Origin of the sequence: Kineosporia corallincola, assembly GCF_018499875.1 — a bacterium.
Taxonomy (GTDB): Bacteria; Actinomycetota; Actinomycetes; order Actinomycetales; family Kineosporiaceae; genus Kineosporia; species Kineosporia corallincola.
The window spans coordinates 398,734-414,808 of record NZ_JAHBAY010000004.1; the positions used below are offsets into that span (position 1 = coordinate 398,734).

Annotated in this window: 16 protein-coding genes; 4 read left to right on the forward strand and 12 right to left on the reverse strand. The window is 71.8% G+C overall.

Features of this window, described 5'->3' with window-relative positions:
• Positions 1–12: 12 nt before the first annotated feature.
• Positions 13–591: a TIGR03086 family metal-binding protein gene (locus KIH74_RS12060; RefSeq protein ID WP_214155959.1), complete on the forward strand. Its 579-nt coding sequence runs from the start codon at positions 13–15 to the stop codon at positions 589–591.
• A 70-nt stretch (positions 592–661) separates the two neighbouring features.
• Here the strand turns inward: KIH74_RS12060 and KIH74_RS12065 are convergent, their stop codons facing one another.
• From KIH74_RS12065 to dhaL, 6 genes are all read right to left on the reverse strand, one after another.
• Positions 662–967, reverse strand: a complete 306-nt coding sequence (locus KIH74_RS12065; protein WP_308113731.1) for a DUF3349 domain-containing protein — start codon at positions 965–967, stop codon at positions 662–664.
• A 5-nt stretch (positions 968–972) separates the two neighbouring features.
• The gene (locus tag KIH74_RS12070; RefSeq protein ID WP_214155960.1) at positions 973–1,281 is read right to left on the reverse strand and encodes a hypothetical protein; all 309 of its coding nucleotides are present in this window, start codon (positions 1,279–1,281) and stop codon (positions 973–975) included.
• Between the two features lie 12 nt (positions 1,282–1,293).
• A complete protein-coding gene (locus KIH74_RS12075; RefSeq protein WP_214155961.1) occupies positions 1,294–2,511 on the reverse strand; it encodes an inorganic phosphate transporter in 1,218 nt (405 codons plus the stop codon).
• 96 nt (positions 2,512–2,607) lie between these two features.
• Positions 2,608–2,916, reverse strand: coding sequence for a hypothetical protein (locus tag KIH74_RS12080; protein ID WP_214155962.1), 309 nt, complete (start codon positions 2,914–2,916; stop codon positions 2,608–2,610).
• Positions 2,917–2,935: 19 nt separating this feature from the next.
• Positions 2,936–4,189, reverse strand: coding sequence for an inorganic phosphate transporter (locus tag KIH74_RS12085; RefSeq protein WP_214155963.1), 1,254 nt, complete (start codon positions 4,187–4,189; stop codon positions 2,936–2,938).
• 262 nt (positions 4,190–4,451) lie between these two features.
• Positions 4,452–5,114, reverse strand: coding sequence for a dihydroxyacetone kinase subunit DhaL (gene dhaL / locus KIH74_RS12090; RefSeq protein WP_214155964.1), 663 nt, complete (start codon positions 5,112–5,114; stop codon positions 4,452–4,454).
• Positions 5,115–5,323: 209 nt separating this feature from the next.
• On the opposite strand from dhaL, the gene KIH74_RS12095 reads away from it, so the two are divergent.
• A complete protein-coding gene (locus KIH74_RS12095) occupies positions 5,324–6,562 on the forward strand; it encodes an MFS transporter (RefSeq protein ID WP_214155965.1) in 1,239 nt (412 codons plus the stop codon).
• 31 nt (positions 6,563–6,593) lie between these two features.
• On the opposite strand, the gene KIH74_RS12100 is transcribed toward KIH74_RS12095, so the two are convergent.
• From KIH74_RS12100 to KIH74_RS12115, 4 genes are all read right to left on the reverse strand, one after another.
• Positions 6,594–7,193, reverse strand: a complete 600-nt coding sequence (locus tag KIH74_RS12100; protein ID WP_214155966.1) for a hypothetical protein — start codon at positions 7,191–7,193, stop codon at positions 6,594–6,596.
• Positions 7,194–7,307: 114 nt separating this feature from the next.
• Positions 7,308–7,799 carry an LbetaH domain-containing protein gene (locus KIH74_RS12105; protein ID WP_372492050.1) on the reverse strand — a complete coding sequence of 164 codons (492 nt, stop codon included), beginning with the start codon at positions 7,797–7,799 and terminating at the stop codon, positions 7,308–7,310.
• Between the two features lie 197 nt (positions 7,800–7,996).
• A complete protein-coding gene (locus KIH74_RS12110; RefSeq protein WP_214155968.1) occupies positions 7,997–9,382 on the reverse strand; it encodes a glycosyltransferase in 1,386 nt (461 codons plus the stop codon).
• A gap of 2 nt (positions 9,383–9,384) precedes the next feature.
• Positions 9,385–10,980 (reverse strand): sugar transferase, encoded by a 1,596-nt coding sequence (locus KIH74_RS12115; protein ID WP_214155969.1) that lies wholly within the window; start codon positions 10,978–10,980, stop codon positions 9,385–9,387.
• A 673-nt stretch (positions 10,981–11,653) separates the two neighbouring features.
• On the opposite strand from KIH74_RS12115, the gene KIH74_RS12120 reads away from it, so the two are divergent.
• Positions 11,654–13,102 (forward strand): AbeC-like domain-containing protein, encoded by a 1,449-nt coding sequence (locus KIH74_RS12120; RefSeq protein WP_214155970.1) that lies wholly within the window; start codon positions 11,654–11,656, stop codon positions 13,100–13,102.
• A 78-nt stretch (positions 13,103–13,180) separates the two neighbouring features.
• Here KIH74_RS12120 and KIH74_RS12125 read toward each other — a convergent pair whose 3' ends face one another.
• Positions 13,181–14,446, reverse strand: a complete 1,266-nt coding sequence (locus tag KIH74_RS12125) for an MFS transporter (protein WP_214155971.1) — start codon at positions 14,444–14,446, stop codon at positions 13,181–13,183.
• 52 nt (positions 14,447–14,498) lie between these two features.
• Here KIH74_RS12125 and KIH74_RS12130 point away from each other — a divergent pair, with 52 nt between their 5' ends.
• Positions 14,499–15,638, forward strand: a complete 1,140-nt coding sequence (locus tag KIH74_RS12130) for an ROK family transcriptional regulator (RefSeq protein ID WP_308113733.1) — start codon at positions 14,499–14,501, stop codon at positions 15,636–15,638.
• A gap of 52 nt (positions 15,639–15,690) precedes the next feature.
• On the opposite strand, the gene KIH74_RS12135 is transcribed toward KIH74_RS12130, so the two are convergent.
• On the reverse strand, positions 15,691–16,071 hold the full coding sequence (locus KIH74_RS12135) for a VOC family protein (protein ID WP_214155972.1): 381 nt from the start codon (positions 16,069–16,071) through the stop codon (positions 15,691–15,693).
• Positions 16,072–16,075 lie beyond the last annotated feature (4 nt).

Below are 16,075 nucleotides of genomic sequence, written 5' to 3' on the forward strand. Positions count from 1 at the left end.
GCGTGCCGCTCCATGTTCGACTTCACCCCGGCGACCAGCGAGGCCGCGCGGCTGCTGGAGGGGGTCCGTGAGGACCACTTCACGGCCTTGACGCCCTGCGACAAATGGCGGGTGGCCGAGCTTCTCGATCACCTGGCCGGACTGTGTCTTGCCTTCACCGCGGCTGCGGGCAAGACGTCGCCGTCCACCGGGGCGAGCTCGCCCGGCGACTGGCGGGAGCAGCTCCAGCACCGTCTGGCCACCCTGGCCGAGGCCTGGACGCACCCGACGGCCTGGGAGGGGACGACCGAGGCCGGTGGCGTCACGATGCCCGGCCGCACCTGCGCGGTGGTCGCGCTGGACGAGGTGGTGGTGCACAGCTGGGACCTCGCCGTCGCGACCGGCCAGGAGGTGGTGGTGCATCCGCCGGTGGCCGCCACCCTGCACGGTTTCTGGAGCGCACGGGACGACACCGGGGCCGAGCTACCGCGCCGGGCGGAGATTTTCGGGCATCCGGTGGCGGTGCCGGTGACCGCGCCGGTGTTCGACCAGGTGCTCGGGCTGACCGGTCGCGATCCGCTGTGGCGGGCGGCGAGCCTCAGCCGGGGCTGAGGCCCGCCGCGGGCCGGCCCGATTCGGCCGGGCCGGCTCGATGTGGCCGGGCCGGCTCGATGTGGCCAATTCAGTCGATCTCGGCCAGTGGCCAGCCACCTGCCGCCAGGTGGCCGGACACCCGGGCGACGTCCTCGGGGGAGGCGGCGTCGAGGGTGGCCTCGCCGATCATCCGTTCCACGTCGGCGGTGGTGATCTCGGCGCCGAGCTCGGCCTGCATGGCCAGGTCGGCGGCGATCTGCCGGACCTCCGCCCCGGTGAGTTCGCGGCGCAGCAGGCCGAGCAGGACCACGTAGTCCTGCTGCGGCACGCCGCTCGGGTACCCGGCCCGCAACCAGGCCACTACGCGGCTGACGATGGGGATGTCTTCGGGCACCGGAATCACTTGTCCTGGATTGTCGGGTAGATGCTGTCGAAGCTGACCTCCTGGCCGAAACCGGAAGCCACGATCACGACGATTCCGAGAACTACCACCAGCAGGACGACAGCGAAACACAGCCCGGCCAGCACCCGGCCGAGCGGGTGCGGTGCCGGGGCCACGCCGGGAGCGTGCTCCTCGGCGTCCCCGCCCGTGCCGTAGGCCAGGGACCGCACGCCCACCGCGAACAGCGCCGGCAGCCCGGCCCCCAGCGCCAGACCGGTGACCAGGATCTTCCAGAGGTCTTCCCACACCAGGGAGAGCGTGTGCATCGCGTTGCCTCCTCAGGCGGCCGTGGGCTGGGAGGCGCCCGGGCGGGGCGCCTCCCACTCGTCGTTGACGTTGCCCGGGTGCACGGGCTCGCGGCGGGAGTGCAGCCAGATCGCGACCGCGGCGGCCACCAGCAGCGCCGTGATCACCACGGCGCCGAACAGGCCACCGCCGAGAAGGTCGGCGACGTACCAGGTCAGGGCACCCACCAGGGCGGAGGCCGGAAGGGTGATCACCCAGGCGGCGACCATCCGCACCGCCACCCGCCAGCGCACCGCCGCACCCGGCTTGCCCACGCCGGAGCCGAGGATCGAGCCGGTCGCGACGTGGGTGGTGGACAGCGCGAAGCCGAGGTGGCTGGAGACCAGGATGACGGCGCCGGACGCGCCCTCGGCGGCCATGCCCTGCGGCGAGGCGATCTCCACCAGGCCCTTGCCGAGCGTGCGGATGATCCGCCAGCCGCCCAGGTAGGTGCCGGACGCGATGGCCAGCGCGCAGCAGGCCTTCACCCAGAACGGGATGTTCCCGGTGTCGGTCCAGTGCCCGGAGGCGATCAGGGCCAGGGTGATCACCCCCATCGTCTTCTGCGCGTCGTTGGTGCCGTGGGCCAGCGAGACCAGCGATGCGGAACCGATCTGGCCCCAGCGGAAACCGGTCTCGGTGAAGCGTTCCGCCACCCCGCTGGTGACCCGGTACACCAGCCAGGTGCCGACCGCGGCGACCAGTCCGGCGATGACCGGGGACGCCAGTGCCGGCAGGATCACCTTGCCGATGACGCCGTCCACCTTGGAACCGTCGCCGTTCCAGTTGACGCCGCTGGTGCCCAGTCCGGCCATGGTGGCGCCGACCAGGCCGCCGAACAGGGCGTGCGAGGAGCTGGAGGGCAGGCCGACCAGCCAGGTGAGCAGGTTCCAGGTGATGCCGCCGATCAGCCCGGCCAGCACGATCAGCAGCAGATCGGCACCACCGCCGCTGAGCAGCTCGGGTTTCGGGGCTCCGGCGGAGTCCTGGATCTTCACCACGGCGTTGGTCACCGTGAGCGCGACCTCGACGGACAGGAAGGCGCCGACCAGGTTGAGGGCGCCGGACAGAGCGACGGCGGTCCTGGGGGACAGGGCGCCGGTCGCGATGGACGTGGCCATGGCATTGGCCGTGTCGTGGAAGCCGTTCGTGAAGTCGAACGCCAGAGCCACCACGACAACCAGGACGAGGATCACCGTTGCGGTCGTCACGCCGCCAGGTTCACCCCGGAGCCATGATCGGCTCCAGGGGTTCGATACAGGTGTCCGGCAGTGTTCGCCGCACGTTCACTCGATGCGCTGAGGCAACTACTTGTCGCGCAGAACCGGGTAGACGCTGGAGAAGTCGAGCGTCTTGCCGAAGCCGGAGGCCACGATCATCACCAGGCCGAGCGCCACGACCAGCAGCACGATCGCGAAGCACAGGTAGGCGACGGCCCGGCCGACCGGGTGCGGGGCCGGGGTGACGCCGGGAGCGTGCTCCTCGGCGTCCCCGCCCGTGCCGTAGGCCAGGGACCGCACGCCCACCGCGAACAGCGTGGGCAGGCCGGCGCCGAGCGCCAGGCCGGTGAGCAGGATCTTCCAGATCGCCTGCCACTCCAGGGCAAGGGTGTGCATCTTCGTGTGATTCCTCGGTTCAGGCGGCCGGGGCCGACGTCTGGGGGGTGGCGGCGTTGGTGTCGACGACGTCGGTCGCCACGTCACCGGAGGGCTCCCACTCGTCGGTGACGTTGCCGGCGTGCACCGGCTGGTTGCGGGAGTGCAGCCACATCGCCGTGGTGGCGAGGGCCAGGATCAGGGCGATCACCAGGGCGCCGAGCATGCCGCCGCCGAGCATGTGGGCGATGCCCCACATCAGGGCGCCGATCAGGCCGGCCGCGGGCAGGGTGATCAGCCAGGCGGCCACCATCCGGCCGGCCACCCGCCAGCGCACCCGGCCGTCCGGCTTGCCCACCCCGGAGCCGAGGATCGAGCCGGTCGCGACGTGGGTGGTGGACAGGGCCAGGCCCATGTGGCTGGAGATCAGGATGACCGCGCCGGAGCTGGCGTCCGAGGCCATGCCCTGCGGCGAGGCGATGTCGACCAGGCCCTTGCCGAGCGTGCGGATGATCCGCCAGCCGCCCAGGTAGCTGCCCAGCGCGATGGCGATCGCGCACACGGCCTTGACCCAGAACGGGATGTTCTCGGTGTCGGTCCAGTGCCCGGAGGCGATCAGGGCCAGGGTGATGATGCCCATCGTCTTCTGCGCGTCGTTGGTGCCGTGGGCCAGGGAGACCAGGGACGCCGAGCCGATCTGGCCCCAGCGGAACGTCTTCTCGCTGTAGCGCTGGGCCACGCCGCGGGTGACCCGGTAGACCAGCCAGGTGCCGACCGCGGCCACGATGCCGGCGATCATCGGCGACATGATCGCGGGCAGGATCACCTTGCCCACCACGCCGTCGATCTTGCTGCCGTCGCCGTTCCAGTTGACGCCGCTGGTGCCGAGCCCGGCCATGGTGGCGCCGACCAGGCCGCCGAACAGGGCGTGCGAGGAGCTGGAGGGCAGGCCGACCAGCCAGGTGAGCAGGTTCCAGGTGATGCCGCCGATCAGCCCGGCCAGCACGATGATCAGCAGGTCGCTGCCGCCGCCGGAGAGCAGCTCCGGTTTCGGCGATCCGTCCGACGTCTGGATCTTCACCACGGCGTTCGTCACTGTCAGCGCCACCTCGACGGAGAGGAAGGCCCCGATCAGATTGAGGATGCCGGAGAGGGCCACCGCCACCTTGGGCGTCAGCGCCCCGGTAGCGATCGACGCTGCCATCGCATTGGCCGTGTCGTGGAAGCCGTTCGTGAAGTCGAACGCCAGGGCCACCACGACAACCAGGACCAGAATCACCGTTGCGGTTGTCACGGCGTCAGCGTCTCTTCCGGCACCCGTCACTTACTAGAGAAGTCCGCAAACGGACCGGCAGTGTTTGCCCGTCGTTCACCAATGATCGCGAGAAAATGGAAAGTTCGGCCTTGCGCAAATCATTCACCAAGGCTGGACAGGGTTCTCACAGCACCAGAACTGGATGCTGCCCTGTCCGCTCGCCCGGCGCGGGACACTGCGCCGATCGTGGATCTCCTTACATCCTGTCGAATTTCGGGCACTGAACGTGGTGGCTGCCCCGTCATGCCGCTGAGTCGTCCTCACCGTCGATCATCGTGTTGGCCGCGGCCCGGAACAGCAGGGCCATGCTGGTGGCCCCCGGATCCTGGTGCCCTACGGTGCGTTCGCCCAGGTAACTGGCCCGGCCCTGGCGGGCGAGCATCGGCGTGGTGGCGTCGCGACCGGCCTCGGCGGCGTCCGCGCCGGCCCGGATCGCCTCGTCGAACGGCCGGCCGGAGGCCAGTGACGACTCCAGCGTCTCGACCGCCGGGATCAGTGCGTCCAGCATGGTCTTGTCGCCGGCCGAGGCCTTGCCCCGGGTCAGCACCCCCTCCAGCCCGGCCCGGAACGCCTCGGCCAGCGAGTCCGGCCCGAGCGCGTCGCAGTCCCCGGCCGAGGCAGCCATCCGCAGGAAGAACGTGCCGTACAACGGCCCGCTCGCCCCGCCCACGGTGCTGACCAGCGCCATGCCGGTCTGCTTGAGGATGGGCCCGATGCTGTCCGGCGTGGAGTCGTCGGCGAGCACCGACACCACGGCCTTCATACCCCGCGCCAGGTTGGAGCCGTGATCGGCGTCGCCGATCGCCGAGTCCAGCTCGGTGAGCAGGGCGGAGAACTCCTCCACGTCACCGGCGAACCGGATCAGCCAGTTTCTCAGGGTGGTGACATCGACGATCTCGCTCATCAGGCTCCCCAGCGCAGTCCCGGTGTGTTCACCGGTGCGTCCCACCGACGCACCGGATCATCGTCCCCCTTCACCGGCGCGACCAGGTACCCGGCCGGGGGCAGGTGCCGCCGCGGAGCATCGGGAAGGGGCCGCGCGCCTGCTCCGGGTTAGGATCGGCGGGCGAGTCCACAGCTCCTCGACGACTTCCTGGAAAAGGCGAACACGTCGTGATCCCATCTCCGCAGGACTCTTTCGCCGCCGACACGCGGGCCGGCGTGCGGGCCACCTACGCCGCCTTCATCGCCACCGGGTTCATCTTCGCCAGCTGGGCCGCGCGCATCCCGCAGTTCAAGGAGCACCTCGGGCTGGGCGCGGGAGAACTCGGCCTGGTGCTGCTGTCCATCGCGGTGGGCTCGCTCATCTCACTGCCACTGGCCGGGGCCATCGTCACCCGGTTCGGATCCCGGCGCACGGTGGGCACTCTCGCGGTCATGGACGGCGCGGCGGTGGCCGTGATCGCCCTGGGTTACCACGCGGGTGCTCCGGTGGTGGCACTCGGTCTGGTGCTGTTCGGCTTCGCCCAGGGCGGCTGGGACGTGGCGATGAACGTGCAGGGCGCGGTGGTGGAACGTCGCCTGGGCCGGGCCATCATGCCGCGCTTCCACGCCGGGTTCAGCCTGGGCACGGTGGCCGCGGCCCTGCTGGCGGCGCTGATGGTGGGGCTGGGCGTGCCGCCGCCCGTGCACCTGCTGCTGTGCGCGGCGCTGATCGCGGCCTACGTGCCTTTCGCCGTCCGTGATTTCGTGCCCGACACCGAACCGGAACCCGCGACGGAACCCGGCGCACCCCCGGTGCCCGCCGCACCGAAGGTGCCCGTGATCGTCGCCTGGACCGAGCCGCGCACCCTGCTGATCGGGCTGTTCGTACTGACTTTCGCGTTCGCCGAGGGCACCGGCAACGACTGGGCGAGCGTCGCCATGATCGACGGCCACGGCACCTCCGACGCGGTGGGCACGCTCGGGTTCGCGGTGTTCCTCGGCGCGATGACGCTCGGCCGCTGGTTCGGCCCGCACCTGCTGGACCGGTACGGCCGCTCCGGTCTGCTCCAGGTCATGGCCGTGACCGCGGTGCTCGGGGTGCTGCTGTTCGTGCTCGGCCCGAACCCGGTGCTGGCCTTCGCCGGCACCGTGCTCTGGGGCGTCGGCACGGCCCTGGGTTTCCCGGTGGGCATGAGCGCCGCCGCCGACGAGCCCGCCCGGGCGGCGGCCCGGGTGAGCGTCGTGGCGTCGGTGGGATATTTCGCCTTCCTCGGCGGGCCACCGCTCGTCGGACTGCTCGGCGACCGGTTCTCGGTGCTCACCTCGGTGCTCGCGGTGGGCGTGGCGATGGTGCTGGCGATCTTCGTGGCGCCGGTCACCCGGCAGCCGGGAACCGTTGAGCCGCAACAGGTCAGGGCGTCAGGATGATCTTCCCGCCGTTCGGCCGGTGCCTGGTCGTTCAGTGCTTGGCCATCTGGACGATCACCGCGACGTTCGCCACCAGGATGCCGAAGAAGGCGCAGCCGAAGCTGATCGCGAAGCCTGCCCCCGGGTCCCCGCCGGTCAGCCGCCCGCTCATGCCCAGCGCCAGGTTGGCGACGAACCCCAGCAGCCCGCCGACGGTGAGCAGCAGCCCTAGGCCGATGGCCACGCGCAGCGGGCCCCGGCACCCGCGCAGGGCGCCGAGCCAGGCCGGTTCCTGGTCGTGCAGCGTGCCCCCGACAGCCAGGCCGTGCCCGAAAGACTGCACGGCGTAGACACTCTGCGGCAGCAGACCGGCGCCGCCGCGACGTTCCACGTCTTCGACCACCATCCGGGCCAGAGCCCGCAGCTCGTGGTCGCGCAGCGCTCCGCGCACCTGCCGCTCGGCCTCGGTCACCGACTCCGGATGGCCCTCCCGCAGCCAGCGCAGGGCGGGCGCCCGGTGCACCAGGTTGTCGTACAGGTGGGCCAGCGAGCGGTCGACGGCGTCGGTCGCCCCCGCCCCGATCCGGTCCGCGAGGTCGTTGACCCGGCCCGCCGCGAAGGCGGCCAGGTAGCCCACGACGATCGTCTCCATGAGTCCCCCCGTTCGTTGCGCAGAGCGAGACTGACACGGGCCTCCCACACGTGCAGGAGGTTGCCGGGGGTCTGCCCCTTCGGGAAGTTTCGCGGCCTGACCTGCGGAGACGGATCAGGGCCGGCGGGTGCGTGAGCGCACGGCGTGGGCCGGTACCACCTCACCGGCGTCCACGGTCGTGCCCCGCAGCACCGTGGCCCGGGCGGCCACCCAGGCGCCCCGGCCGATCCGGATCGGGCCGTTGTCGAACTCGAACGCCGGGTCGTGGTGCCGGTGACTGCCGGTGCAGAGCATCGACTCCTGGCTCAGGCAGACGTCGTCCTCGATGGTGATCGGCTCCAGGTTGAGCAGCCACACCCCCTCGCCGATCCAGCAGTCGTCCCCGATGCTCAGCTGCCAGGGCCACAGCACCCGCACCCGGTGCCGGATCAGCACCCGCTCGCCCACCCTCGCGCCGAAGGCCCGCAGGATCGGCGGCCGGAACCGGGCCGGCAGCCACCATTTCGAGAACACCAGGTTCATCGTGGCGAACCAGGCGGCCTGCCAGAGCCTGGAGCGGCCCTTGTCGTACCCGGCGCCGGTGAACGCGGCCAGGTCGCGTTCCACCGCCGGCCGGTGCCTCTCGGGAGTCTGTGGGGCGAGCAGCGCGTCGAGCGCCGGCACCGCCCGGCGCCCGGGCGTGGGCACGGCCCTGATGGTGTCGGAGTGTTCTGGAACAGAACGAACCGCAAGAGGATCCGCCGCGTCAGGCTCCACGACGAGCTGGTCGAGGGACGGTCCGGCGGGCTGGGGGGTGAGCTCGCTCATGCTTCGAGGCACTCCTCGATCAGGGCGTCCAGACGGGCGGACGCGGCCTCGCGGCCCAGGTGCGCCTGCGCGTAGGCGCGCCCGAGAAGGCCCATCTCCTTGCAGGTTCCGGGCCGTGAACGCAGCGCCAGCACCTGGTCGGCCAGCGCCGCCGGCTCGCCCGGGGGCACCAGGTGCGCCGCGCCGTCGGTGCGCCGCAGCTCGGCCGCGGTGGCGCCGTCGGTGGCGACCGCCGCGATCACCGCCCGGCCCGCGGTCAGGTACGAGGTGAGCTTGCTGGGCAGTGACATGTCCCCGACACCCGGCCGCTCGTTCACCACGAGCAGGTCGGCGGCGGCCAGTGCCTGCGGGTACTTCACCCCGTCGAGCGGCTCGACGAACACCAGGTTGTCCAGCCCGCGGCCCTGGGCCTGGATCGCGGCGCGCTGGCTGCCGTCGCCGACGATGACGAACCGGACGCCGGCGTCGCGTTCCGCGCAGATTCGCGCGGCCTCCACCAGATTGCCGAGATCCTGCTTCAGCCCGATGTTTCCGGTGTGCACCACGGTGAAGGCGTCCTGCGGCCAGCCGAGCGCGTCGCGGGCGTCGGGGGCGGAGAGGCCGGAGGCGTGGATGTGCGTCCAGTTCGGCAGCACCCGGATGCGCTCGTCCGGCACCCCGTAGGCGCGCACCTGGTCGCGGAACGCCTCGCTGACCACGGCCACCCGGTCGGCCCGGCGCAGCGCGTAGCGTTCCACCGCACCGGTGGCCGCGCTCACCCGGCCGCCGCCGCCCGAGATGCCGCTCTGCGTCGCGGCCTTCGCCATCAGGTCCTGCACCACCACGATCAGCTTCGCGCCGGTGCGCTGCGCCACCTGGGCCCCGGCCACGGCGCCGCCCAGCGAGGGGGTCACGGCCACCACCACGTCGGGCCGCCGCTCGATCCGGGAGGTCATGCAGTTGAGCAGGAAGGTGAGCTCGTAACCGGCCCGGCGCAGGGCACTCTGGCGGGCCGGCACGTAGTGCCGCAGCCGCCGCACGGTCAGCCCGTCGCGCCGCCCCAGACCGGCGATGCCGTCGAACGCGTCGCCGGTCTGCCGGGCCACCTCACGGGTGCGCAGCCGGAACCGGTACTGCGGGTCGAGCCGCCAGTTCGGGTAGTGCGGCATGCCGGTGAGCACGGTGACGCCGTGCGCGCGGGTGGCCAGGTGATCGGCCATGCCGGTGGTGTAGGGCGCGATGCCGGTCGGCTCGGGGGCGTAGTTGATGCCTACTACCAGAACGTGTTTCCCGGCCAGCGAGCTGGTGTGGCGGGGCGCCGGGACCGCCGGGGCGCCGCCGCTGCGGGGCAGGATGACCGGCAGCGCTTCCGTCTGGGTCTGGTGGACAGAGGTGGATTCCATCGTCAGTAGGCCCCCGAGCCATGGGTCACGGCGCGCACGGTGCGCCACAGAATGGACAGATCGAGCGCCAGCGACCAGTTGTCGACGTAGCGCAGGTCGAGCCGCAGCGACTCCTCCCAGGTCAGGTCCGACCGGCCGGAGACCTGCCAGAGGCCGGTCATCCCCGGGCGCACCCGCAGCCGGCGGATCTCGGTGCGCGAGTAGCCGGCCACCTCGCTGGGCAGCGGGGGCCGCGGGCCGACCAGGGACATGTTGCCGCGCAACACGTTCAGCAGCTGCGGCAGCTCGTCGAGCGAGTACTTGCGCAGCACCCGCCCGATCCGCGTGATGCGCGGATCGTTGCGGATCTTGAACAGCACGCCGTTGCCCTCGTCGGCCTCGGCCAGGGTGGCCAGCCGCTGTTCGGCGTCCACCACCATCGAGCGGAACTTGTACACGGTGAACTCGCGGCCGTCGGTGCCCACCCGGGTCTGCCGGAACAGCGCCGGGCCCCGGCTGGTCAGCCGCACCGCCAGGGCCAGGCCGAGCATCAGCGGCCCGAGCACGGTCAGCAGCAGCAGCGTGGCGCCGTAGTCGAAGGCCACCTTCAGCGCGCGCCGGGTGCCCTTGAGCACCGGCCGTTCCAGATGCAGCAGCGACATCCCGGCCAGCGGGCGGATCGACAGCCGGGGCCCGGCCACCTCGACGATGCCGGGGGAGACCAGCAGCTCCACACCGCGCTCCTCCAGGGCCCAGGACAGCCGGCGCAGGGTGTGACCGGACAGGTCGGGCTGCGACACCACGGCGACCGCGTCGGCGTCGGTCAGCCGCACCGCCGCGAGCACGTCGGCCGGGGTGCCGACGACCGGCACCTCGTGCACGTGCGACGGGCTGACCTCACCGGCCGGCAGACAGACCCCGACCGGCACGATCGCGTGGTGCAGCGAGTTCTCGGTGTGCCGTAGCTGGTCGATCAGCGCCACCGCGGCGTCGCTGCGCCCCACCACGACGGTGCGGTGCAGGCCGCGGCCGAGGACCCGGGCGCGGTGCAGCCCGCGGCGCAGGGCCCAGCGGCAGGACATGCTGCCCAGCACCACGAACGGCACGCAGATCAGGGCGACGGTGCGGGGGAACACGCCGTTCAGGCAGTAGGCGACGGCGGCGACCGTGGTGAACAGGGTGATGCCGGCCCGGGCCAGGCGCTGGAACTCGTCCGGCCCGGCGCCGATGTAGCGGCGCTCGTAGGTGCGGTGGAGCCAGGCCAGGGTCCCCCAGGTGAGGGGCAGCAGCACGAGCAGGAGCAGGTACACGTCCGGGACGGTGCCGAAACGCACCCGCACGGCCAGCGCGGCGGCGAGCGTTCCGACGGTCAGGTCGCAGTAACGTGCGTACCGGCTGTAACGGGCCAGCAGCGCCCGGGGGCGTTCCAGGCGACGGCTGATCCGGAAACTGGTGCGCGCGGTCGGCACCAGTAACTCGTCGAACGGCAATTCCCCGTCCGGGGCGGCGCCGGTCCGCGGCAGGGCGTCCGGAATGGACGACCGGGGCGAGACGATCGGGTTTCGGTCGATCAGCTGATCGATGGACAGATCTGCTCCTGAAGCCTCGGAAACGGACATCGAATTCGGCCCCCCACGGCACGCGAATACGGTCCGACCCGGAACAGACCGCCATTGGCCGACGTCGGACCCGATGCTCAGGCTAGGGCGAATGATCTTGTCGGGTATCGGCTTTCCGTCATCCACGATGGACAGGACCCGTTCGGTCGGGCCGTGAGGCCCACCCGGGGGAGATTCCGGTTCACCGATCGGCCGATATTCACCGCGCCGTCATTCGAGGTCCGCCCGGAAAAAGACAAGGGGGTATCGCGGTCGGGCGGGACCGGAGAATTCCGGCGGGTGGCATCAGCATTCACGGCGGTCATCCGGAGGCACCTGAAGGGCGCGGATTCTTTCTGACCGTTCTCGCGGACGATCGAAAGGGCCTTCGGTGCGTGGCCGCCCGCGGCGGACTCCATTGCCCTCGCGGATGCGACCCGACGGACCGCCGTCGCCTTCCCTGGCCGGCTGATTGCACAGAGTTGCTCTGTAACTGTCTGCAACAGGAAACGTACACCATGTGAAGCGGCGCTGTAGTGCCCCTGCCATGAGGAGGTCATCGGGAGGTATTGACTGGTCGCATTGCGTGATTGATGGTGATTTGCACCGACTGGCCCGGCGAGGAAGTCGCCCTCGCGTACGGGGCTTGGGTGCCGGCGGCCCACTGGACACGCGGACGCACGAGGAGCGATGGGTGACTGTGAACGAGACCACGGGCGCCGGTGCGGGCCGGCACCTGGCCCAGCCGAGCACGGCGTCGGCCCCTCCCGACGACCTGGTGACCCGGCTGCTGTGCGCGGCCTGCTATCTGCACGACGACATCGCCGACTCGGCGGTGAGCGCCCTGCTCCGGCCCACCCGGCGGGCACTGAGCCCGAACTGGCAGGTCGACCACCTGGCCCTGGCCCGGCACGCGGCCCGGGCCAGGCAACTGCGCGACACCCGTGACAGCTGGCTGAACCGGGAGATCTGGTACGTCACCGGCACCGCGTTCATCGCCCTGCTGCTGACCGTCTCCGGCGTGCTCGGGCCGTTCAACTTCGTGCTGATCGTGCTGTTCCTGCTGTTCTGGGCCTACGTGGTGGCGGTCGGCATCGTGTACTTCCAGATGCGCGCGGCCCGGCGGTCGGCCATCGGCGTGGCCCTCGACCCGGCCGCCGACCCGCCGCCACCGCTGCGGCACGTCTCCACCGAGGAGGCGCTGCGCGACCTGAACCACTGCAACGTGGTGCTGTACCGCGCCGACTCGCAGCCCTTCGTCGGGTCAGGGGTCAAGCTGGACGGCTGGCAGATCACCATCGACATCAGCCGCCGCACCCGGGCCGGCGCCGGGCCGGTCACCGGCGCCGAGCTCCAGGCCGCCCTGCTGGAGATGCTGCCCGGCCGGATCAGCCCGCGGCCGACGGGCGGTCACCGGCTGTACGTGCGGGGCGGCGCGGGCTCGCTCGCCGTGGACCTGTACCGCTACGGCCCGGTGGAGCGAAACCGCACGGAACAGCTGAACTTCCGCCGTCCGGTGGCCTGGCTGCCCCGTGGCGTGCTGCGCCCGTACTTCGACCGGCGTGACGAGAATGCCCGGGTGTACACCTGTTTCCAGCAGTCCACCTGGGGCGGGCAGGTGGTGGTGACGCTGTTCGTCCACGCGCACGTGGCCAACCAGACGCTGTTCGTGGAGGGCCAGGTGTACGCGTTGCGGCCGCTGCACTCCGAGCTCTACGAGGTGCGCACGCTGCCCGTGGGCACCGCCCCCGAACTCCAGGCGCTCGGCCCGATCGCCCTCACCGAGGCCACCTCGCTGCTGCTGAACGCGCCCTCGGAGATCATGAAGAAGTCGCGCACGTCACGCCTGCGCACGTCGAACGCGGTGGAGGCGGACAACGAGATCGCGCAGCGTCGCGACGTCGACTTCGGCGCGGTCAGGAGCGTGCGCGAGCAGGTGTCGAACTTCGATCTGGGCGAGCACTTCGCGGCCGGTGACGAGGAGCTCTTCTACCAGGTGTTCACCCGGCGCTCGCTGGAGTGCGTGGAGGAGTTCCTCACCTCGCGGGGCGTGGACACGGCCGAATTCTCCGGCCAGAGCACCGAAATCATCAGCAAGGCCACGGCCAACGCGCGCAGCGTCTACGGCGAGTCGGCGGGGTAACGGTTTTCGCGGTGCCCCAATGGTGGACGACGAGGAGCCCGCGCGGCCCCTCGTCGTCCACCATTTTTTTGGAACCCCTCAGTGCATGGCCTCGACGTGCTGCACCGGGTGGCGTGGGAAGGTCTCCCTGGCCCGGGCCGCCAGCAGGAAAGCGAGTGCGGTCATCACCGCGCCGAGCAGCGGCAGCAGCGCGAGATATCCTTGACCGTAGAGCCTTTCACCGATCAGGGCGCCGCTGCCGATGCCGATCTGGAACGCCACCACCTGCACCGAGGCGGCGGCGTCCTGGCTGAGCGGCGCCCGGCGGATCACCGCGGCCTGCAACGCCATCGACATCGGTGACGAGGCCAGGCCCCAGACCAGCACGGCGAGAACGGTGATCACCGCACCGGGCACGCTGACCAGCACCGCCATCGCCGCCGCCATGGTGCCGAAGATGGCCAGCATCACCAGGTCGGGGCGGCGGTCGATGAACCGCCCGGCGATCAGGTTGCCGCACACCCCGGCGATGCCGAAACCGAGCAGCAGCACGGCCAGGGCCCGGCCGTCCAGGCCGCCGTCGCGGCGCACCAGCGGGGCGATGTAGGTGTAGGCGGCGAACTGGCCGATCACCGCGGTCAGGGTGATCACGCAGCCCGGCAGGGTGGCGCGGGAGCGGATCTGCCGCCCGGCGGCGAGCATCTGGCCCTTCAGCGTGACCGAGGCGTCGCGCGGCAGCACCGGCAGGTGCGGCACGACCACCAGGATGCAGACCAGGCTGATCGCGCCGACCGCGGCCACGCAGACCACCGCCGTGCGCCAGCTGGTGGCCTGGCCGACCACGGTGGCGATCGGCGCGCCCAGCACCATGGCCAGCGACGAGCCGGTGAACACCCAGGCGGTGGCCTTGCCGCTCATCGTGGGCGGGGCCAGCCGCTGGGCGATCGGGGCGACGATGGCCCAGAACACCCCGTGCGCCGCGGCGGAGAACACCCGGGCCAGCGAGAGCACGGTCAGGCTGGGCGCGAACGCGGCCAGCAACTGGGCCACCACGAACACGGCGAGCGTGCCGGCCAGCAGCTGGTGCCGGGGGAAGCGCATGGTCAGCGCGGTCATCGGGATGGTGGTGACCGCGGCCACCGCGGCGTACGAGGTGAGCAGCAGGCCCACCTGGGCCTCGGTGACGCCGAGGTCGGAGCTGATCTGCGGGAGCAGGCCGACGGGGAGCATCTCGGCGGTCACGTAGATGAACGAGCACGTCGCCAGGACGATCAGCGCGGCATAGTTGGGCCGGTCGGGCAGCCGGGTGCTGCGTGGGGAGTCGAGGGGGACGGCATGGGCCTGGCTCAGGTCGGGGCGTGACACATGCTGCATATTAAGCTCTGTCTTCGAGCAAATACAGGGAGTTGGGCCGGTCGTGATCGGGACGCGAGCGTCCGAGTTACTGCGTGTGGTGCACGAGAACCCGGACATCACCCGGGCGGACGCCGCCCGCCGGGTGGGGATCGGCACCGGGGCGGCCACCGAGCTGGTGGCCCGGCTGACCGCGGCCGAGCTGATCAGCGAGCGCCCGGCCGGCCCGGCCGGGCGCGGGCGGCCCACCACGGTGCTCCAGCCGCACCCGCGCGGGCCGCTGGTGCTCGGGGTGGCCTTCGCCCACGAGACCTGGCGGGCCGAGGTGGTTCAGCTGGGCGGTGAGGTGGTGGCCAGTGACGGCGACGAGCAGATGGCCGGCGCCTACGGCGAGGGCGAGCGCATCCTGCTGGAGGTCAAGGCCCGGCTGACCCGGCTGCGACGGCGTTTTCGTGGGCGGATCCGTGGCATGGGGGTGTCGGTGCCCGGCCTGGTGGCCATGGACCGGCTGGTCGAGGCGAGCACCCTGGGCTGGTCCGGGCTGGACATGGGCATCCTCTGGCCGAACGCCCCGGTGGTCGCGCTCGGCAACGACGCCACCTTCGCCGCCTCGGCCGAGTCCTGCCGGGGCGCGGCCGTGGGAGCCGCGGTGGCGCTGCACGTGCGGGTGGACGCCGGGCTGGGCGGTGCCCTGGTCGAGTCCGGCCGGGTGCTGACCGGGGCGGTCGGGCTGGGCGGCGAGTTCGGGCACATGCCGTTCGCGCCGGACGACGTGCACTGCCCGTGCGGTGCGCGGGGCTGCTGGGGGGCCAGCCTGGACGGTGGGGCGCTGGCCCGGCTGCTGGGCGAGCCGGCGCCGACCGAGCCGGTGGCCTATGCGCGGCGGGTGGTGGCCCGGGCGGCGCGGGCCGGCGCCGGCTCACCCGAGCACGACGCGGTCACCGCGGTGGCCGCCCGGCTGGGCCGGGGGATCGCCGGTCTGGTCAACGCCGTGGACCCGGACCTGGTCACGGTGGGCGGGCTGGGCGTGGACTACCTGGCCGCCGCCTCGCGGGCCCTGGACGACGCCTACCTGGCCGGGCTGATGGCCTTCCGGCGCAAGGACCCGCCGCCGGTGCTGGCCGCGGAGCTGCTGGAGGGCGGGCCGGTGGCGGGTGCGGCCGAGGAGGCCTGGGCCCGGCTGTGGCCCCTGCTGCCGACCTGAGCCGGTTCGCTGCCGATCTGGGCCGATTCGCTGCCGCCCTGGGTCGGTTCGCTCAGGTCTCGGGCAGGTACAGGCAGAACGGGTGGCCGGACGGGTCCAGGAGCACCCGCACGTCGTCCTGCGGCTGGAAATCGGCCAGGGCGGCGCCGCACTCCTGGGCCCAGGCCACGGCCGGGGCCATCTCGGTGACCAGGATGTCGAGATGCAGCTGCATCGGGGTCTGGTCGTCTCCGGCCGGCCAGACCGGCGGCCGGTAACGCTCGTCCAGCTGGAACGACAGGCCGGCGCCGCCGGGTGCCCGGAGCTTTCGCCAGTCCGGCAGCTCGTCCTGGTCCAGCTCCCAGCCGAGCAGGCGCCGGTAGAACTCGGAGAGCATCTCCACGTCGTCGGTGTCGAGCACGATCCCGGTCAGCGTCAGCGATGGTCGGTCCATGGCC

Bases quoted from the DNA above. Each gene is read 5' to 3' on its own strand.
- KIH74_RS12060 (WP_214155959.1), top strand. From the start codon at position 13: ATGTTCGACTTCACCCCGGCGACCAGCGAGGCCGCGCGGCTGCTGGAG.
- KIH74_RS12070 (WP_214155960.1), bottom strand. From the start codon at position 1,281: ATGCACACGCTCTCCCTGGTGTGGGAAGACCTCTGGAAGATCCTGGTC.
- KIH74_RS12080 (WP_214155962.1), bottom strand. From the start codon at position 2,916: ATGCACACCCTTGCCCTGGAGTGGCAGGCGATCTGGAAGATCCTGCTC.
- dhaL (WP_214155964.1), bottom strand. From the start codon at position 5,114: ATGAGCGAGATCGTCGATGTCACCACCCTGAGAAACTGGCTGATCCGG.
- KIH74_RS12100 (WP_214155966.1), bottom strand. From the start codon at position 7,193: ATGGAGACGATCGTCGTGGGCTACCTGGCCGCCTTCGCGGCGGGCCGG.
- KIH74_RS12110 (WP_214155968.1), bottom strand. From the start codon at position 9,382: ATGGAATCCACCTCTGTCCACCAGACCCAGACGGAAGCGCTGCCGGTC.
- KIH74_RS12115 (WP_214155969.1), bottom strand. From the start codon at position 10,980: ATGTCCGTTTCCGAGGCTTCAGGAGCAGATCTGTCCATCGATCAGCTG.
- KIH74_RS12135 (WP_214155972.1), bottom strand. From the start codon at position 16,071: ATGGACCGACCATCGCTGACGCTGACCGGGATCGTGCTCGACACCGAC.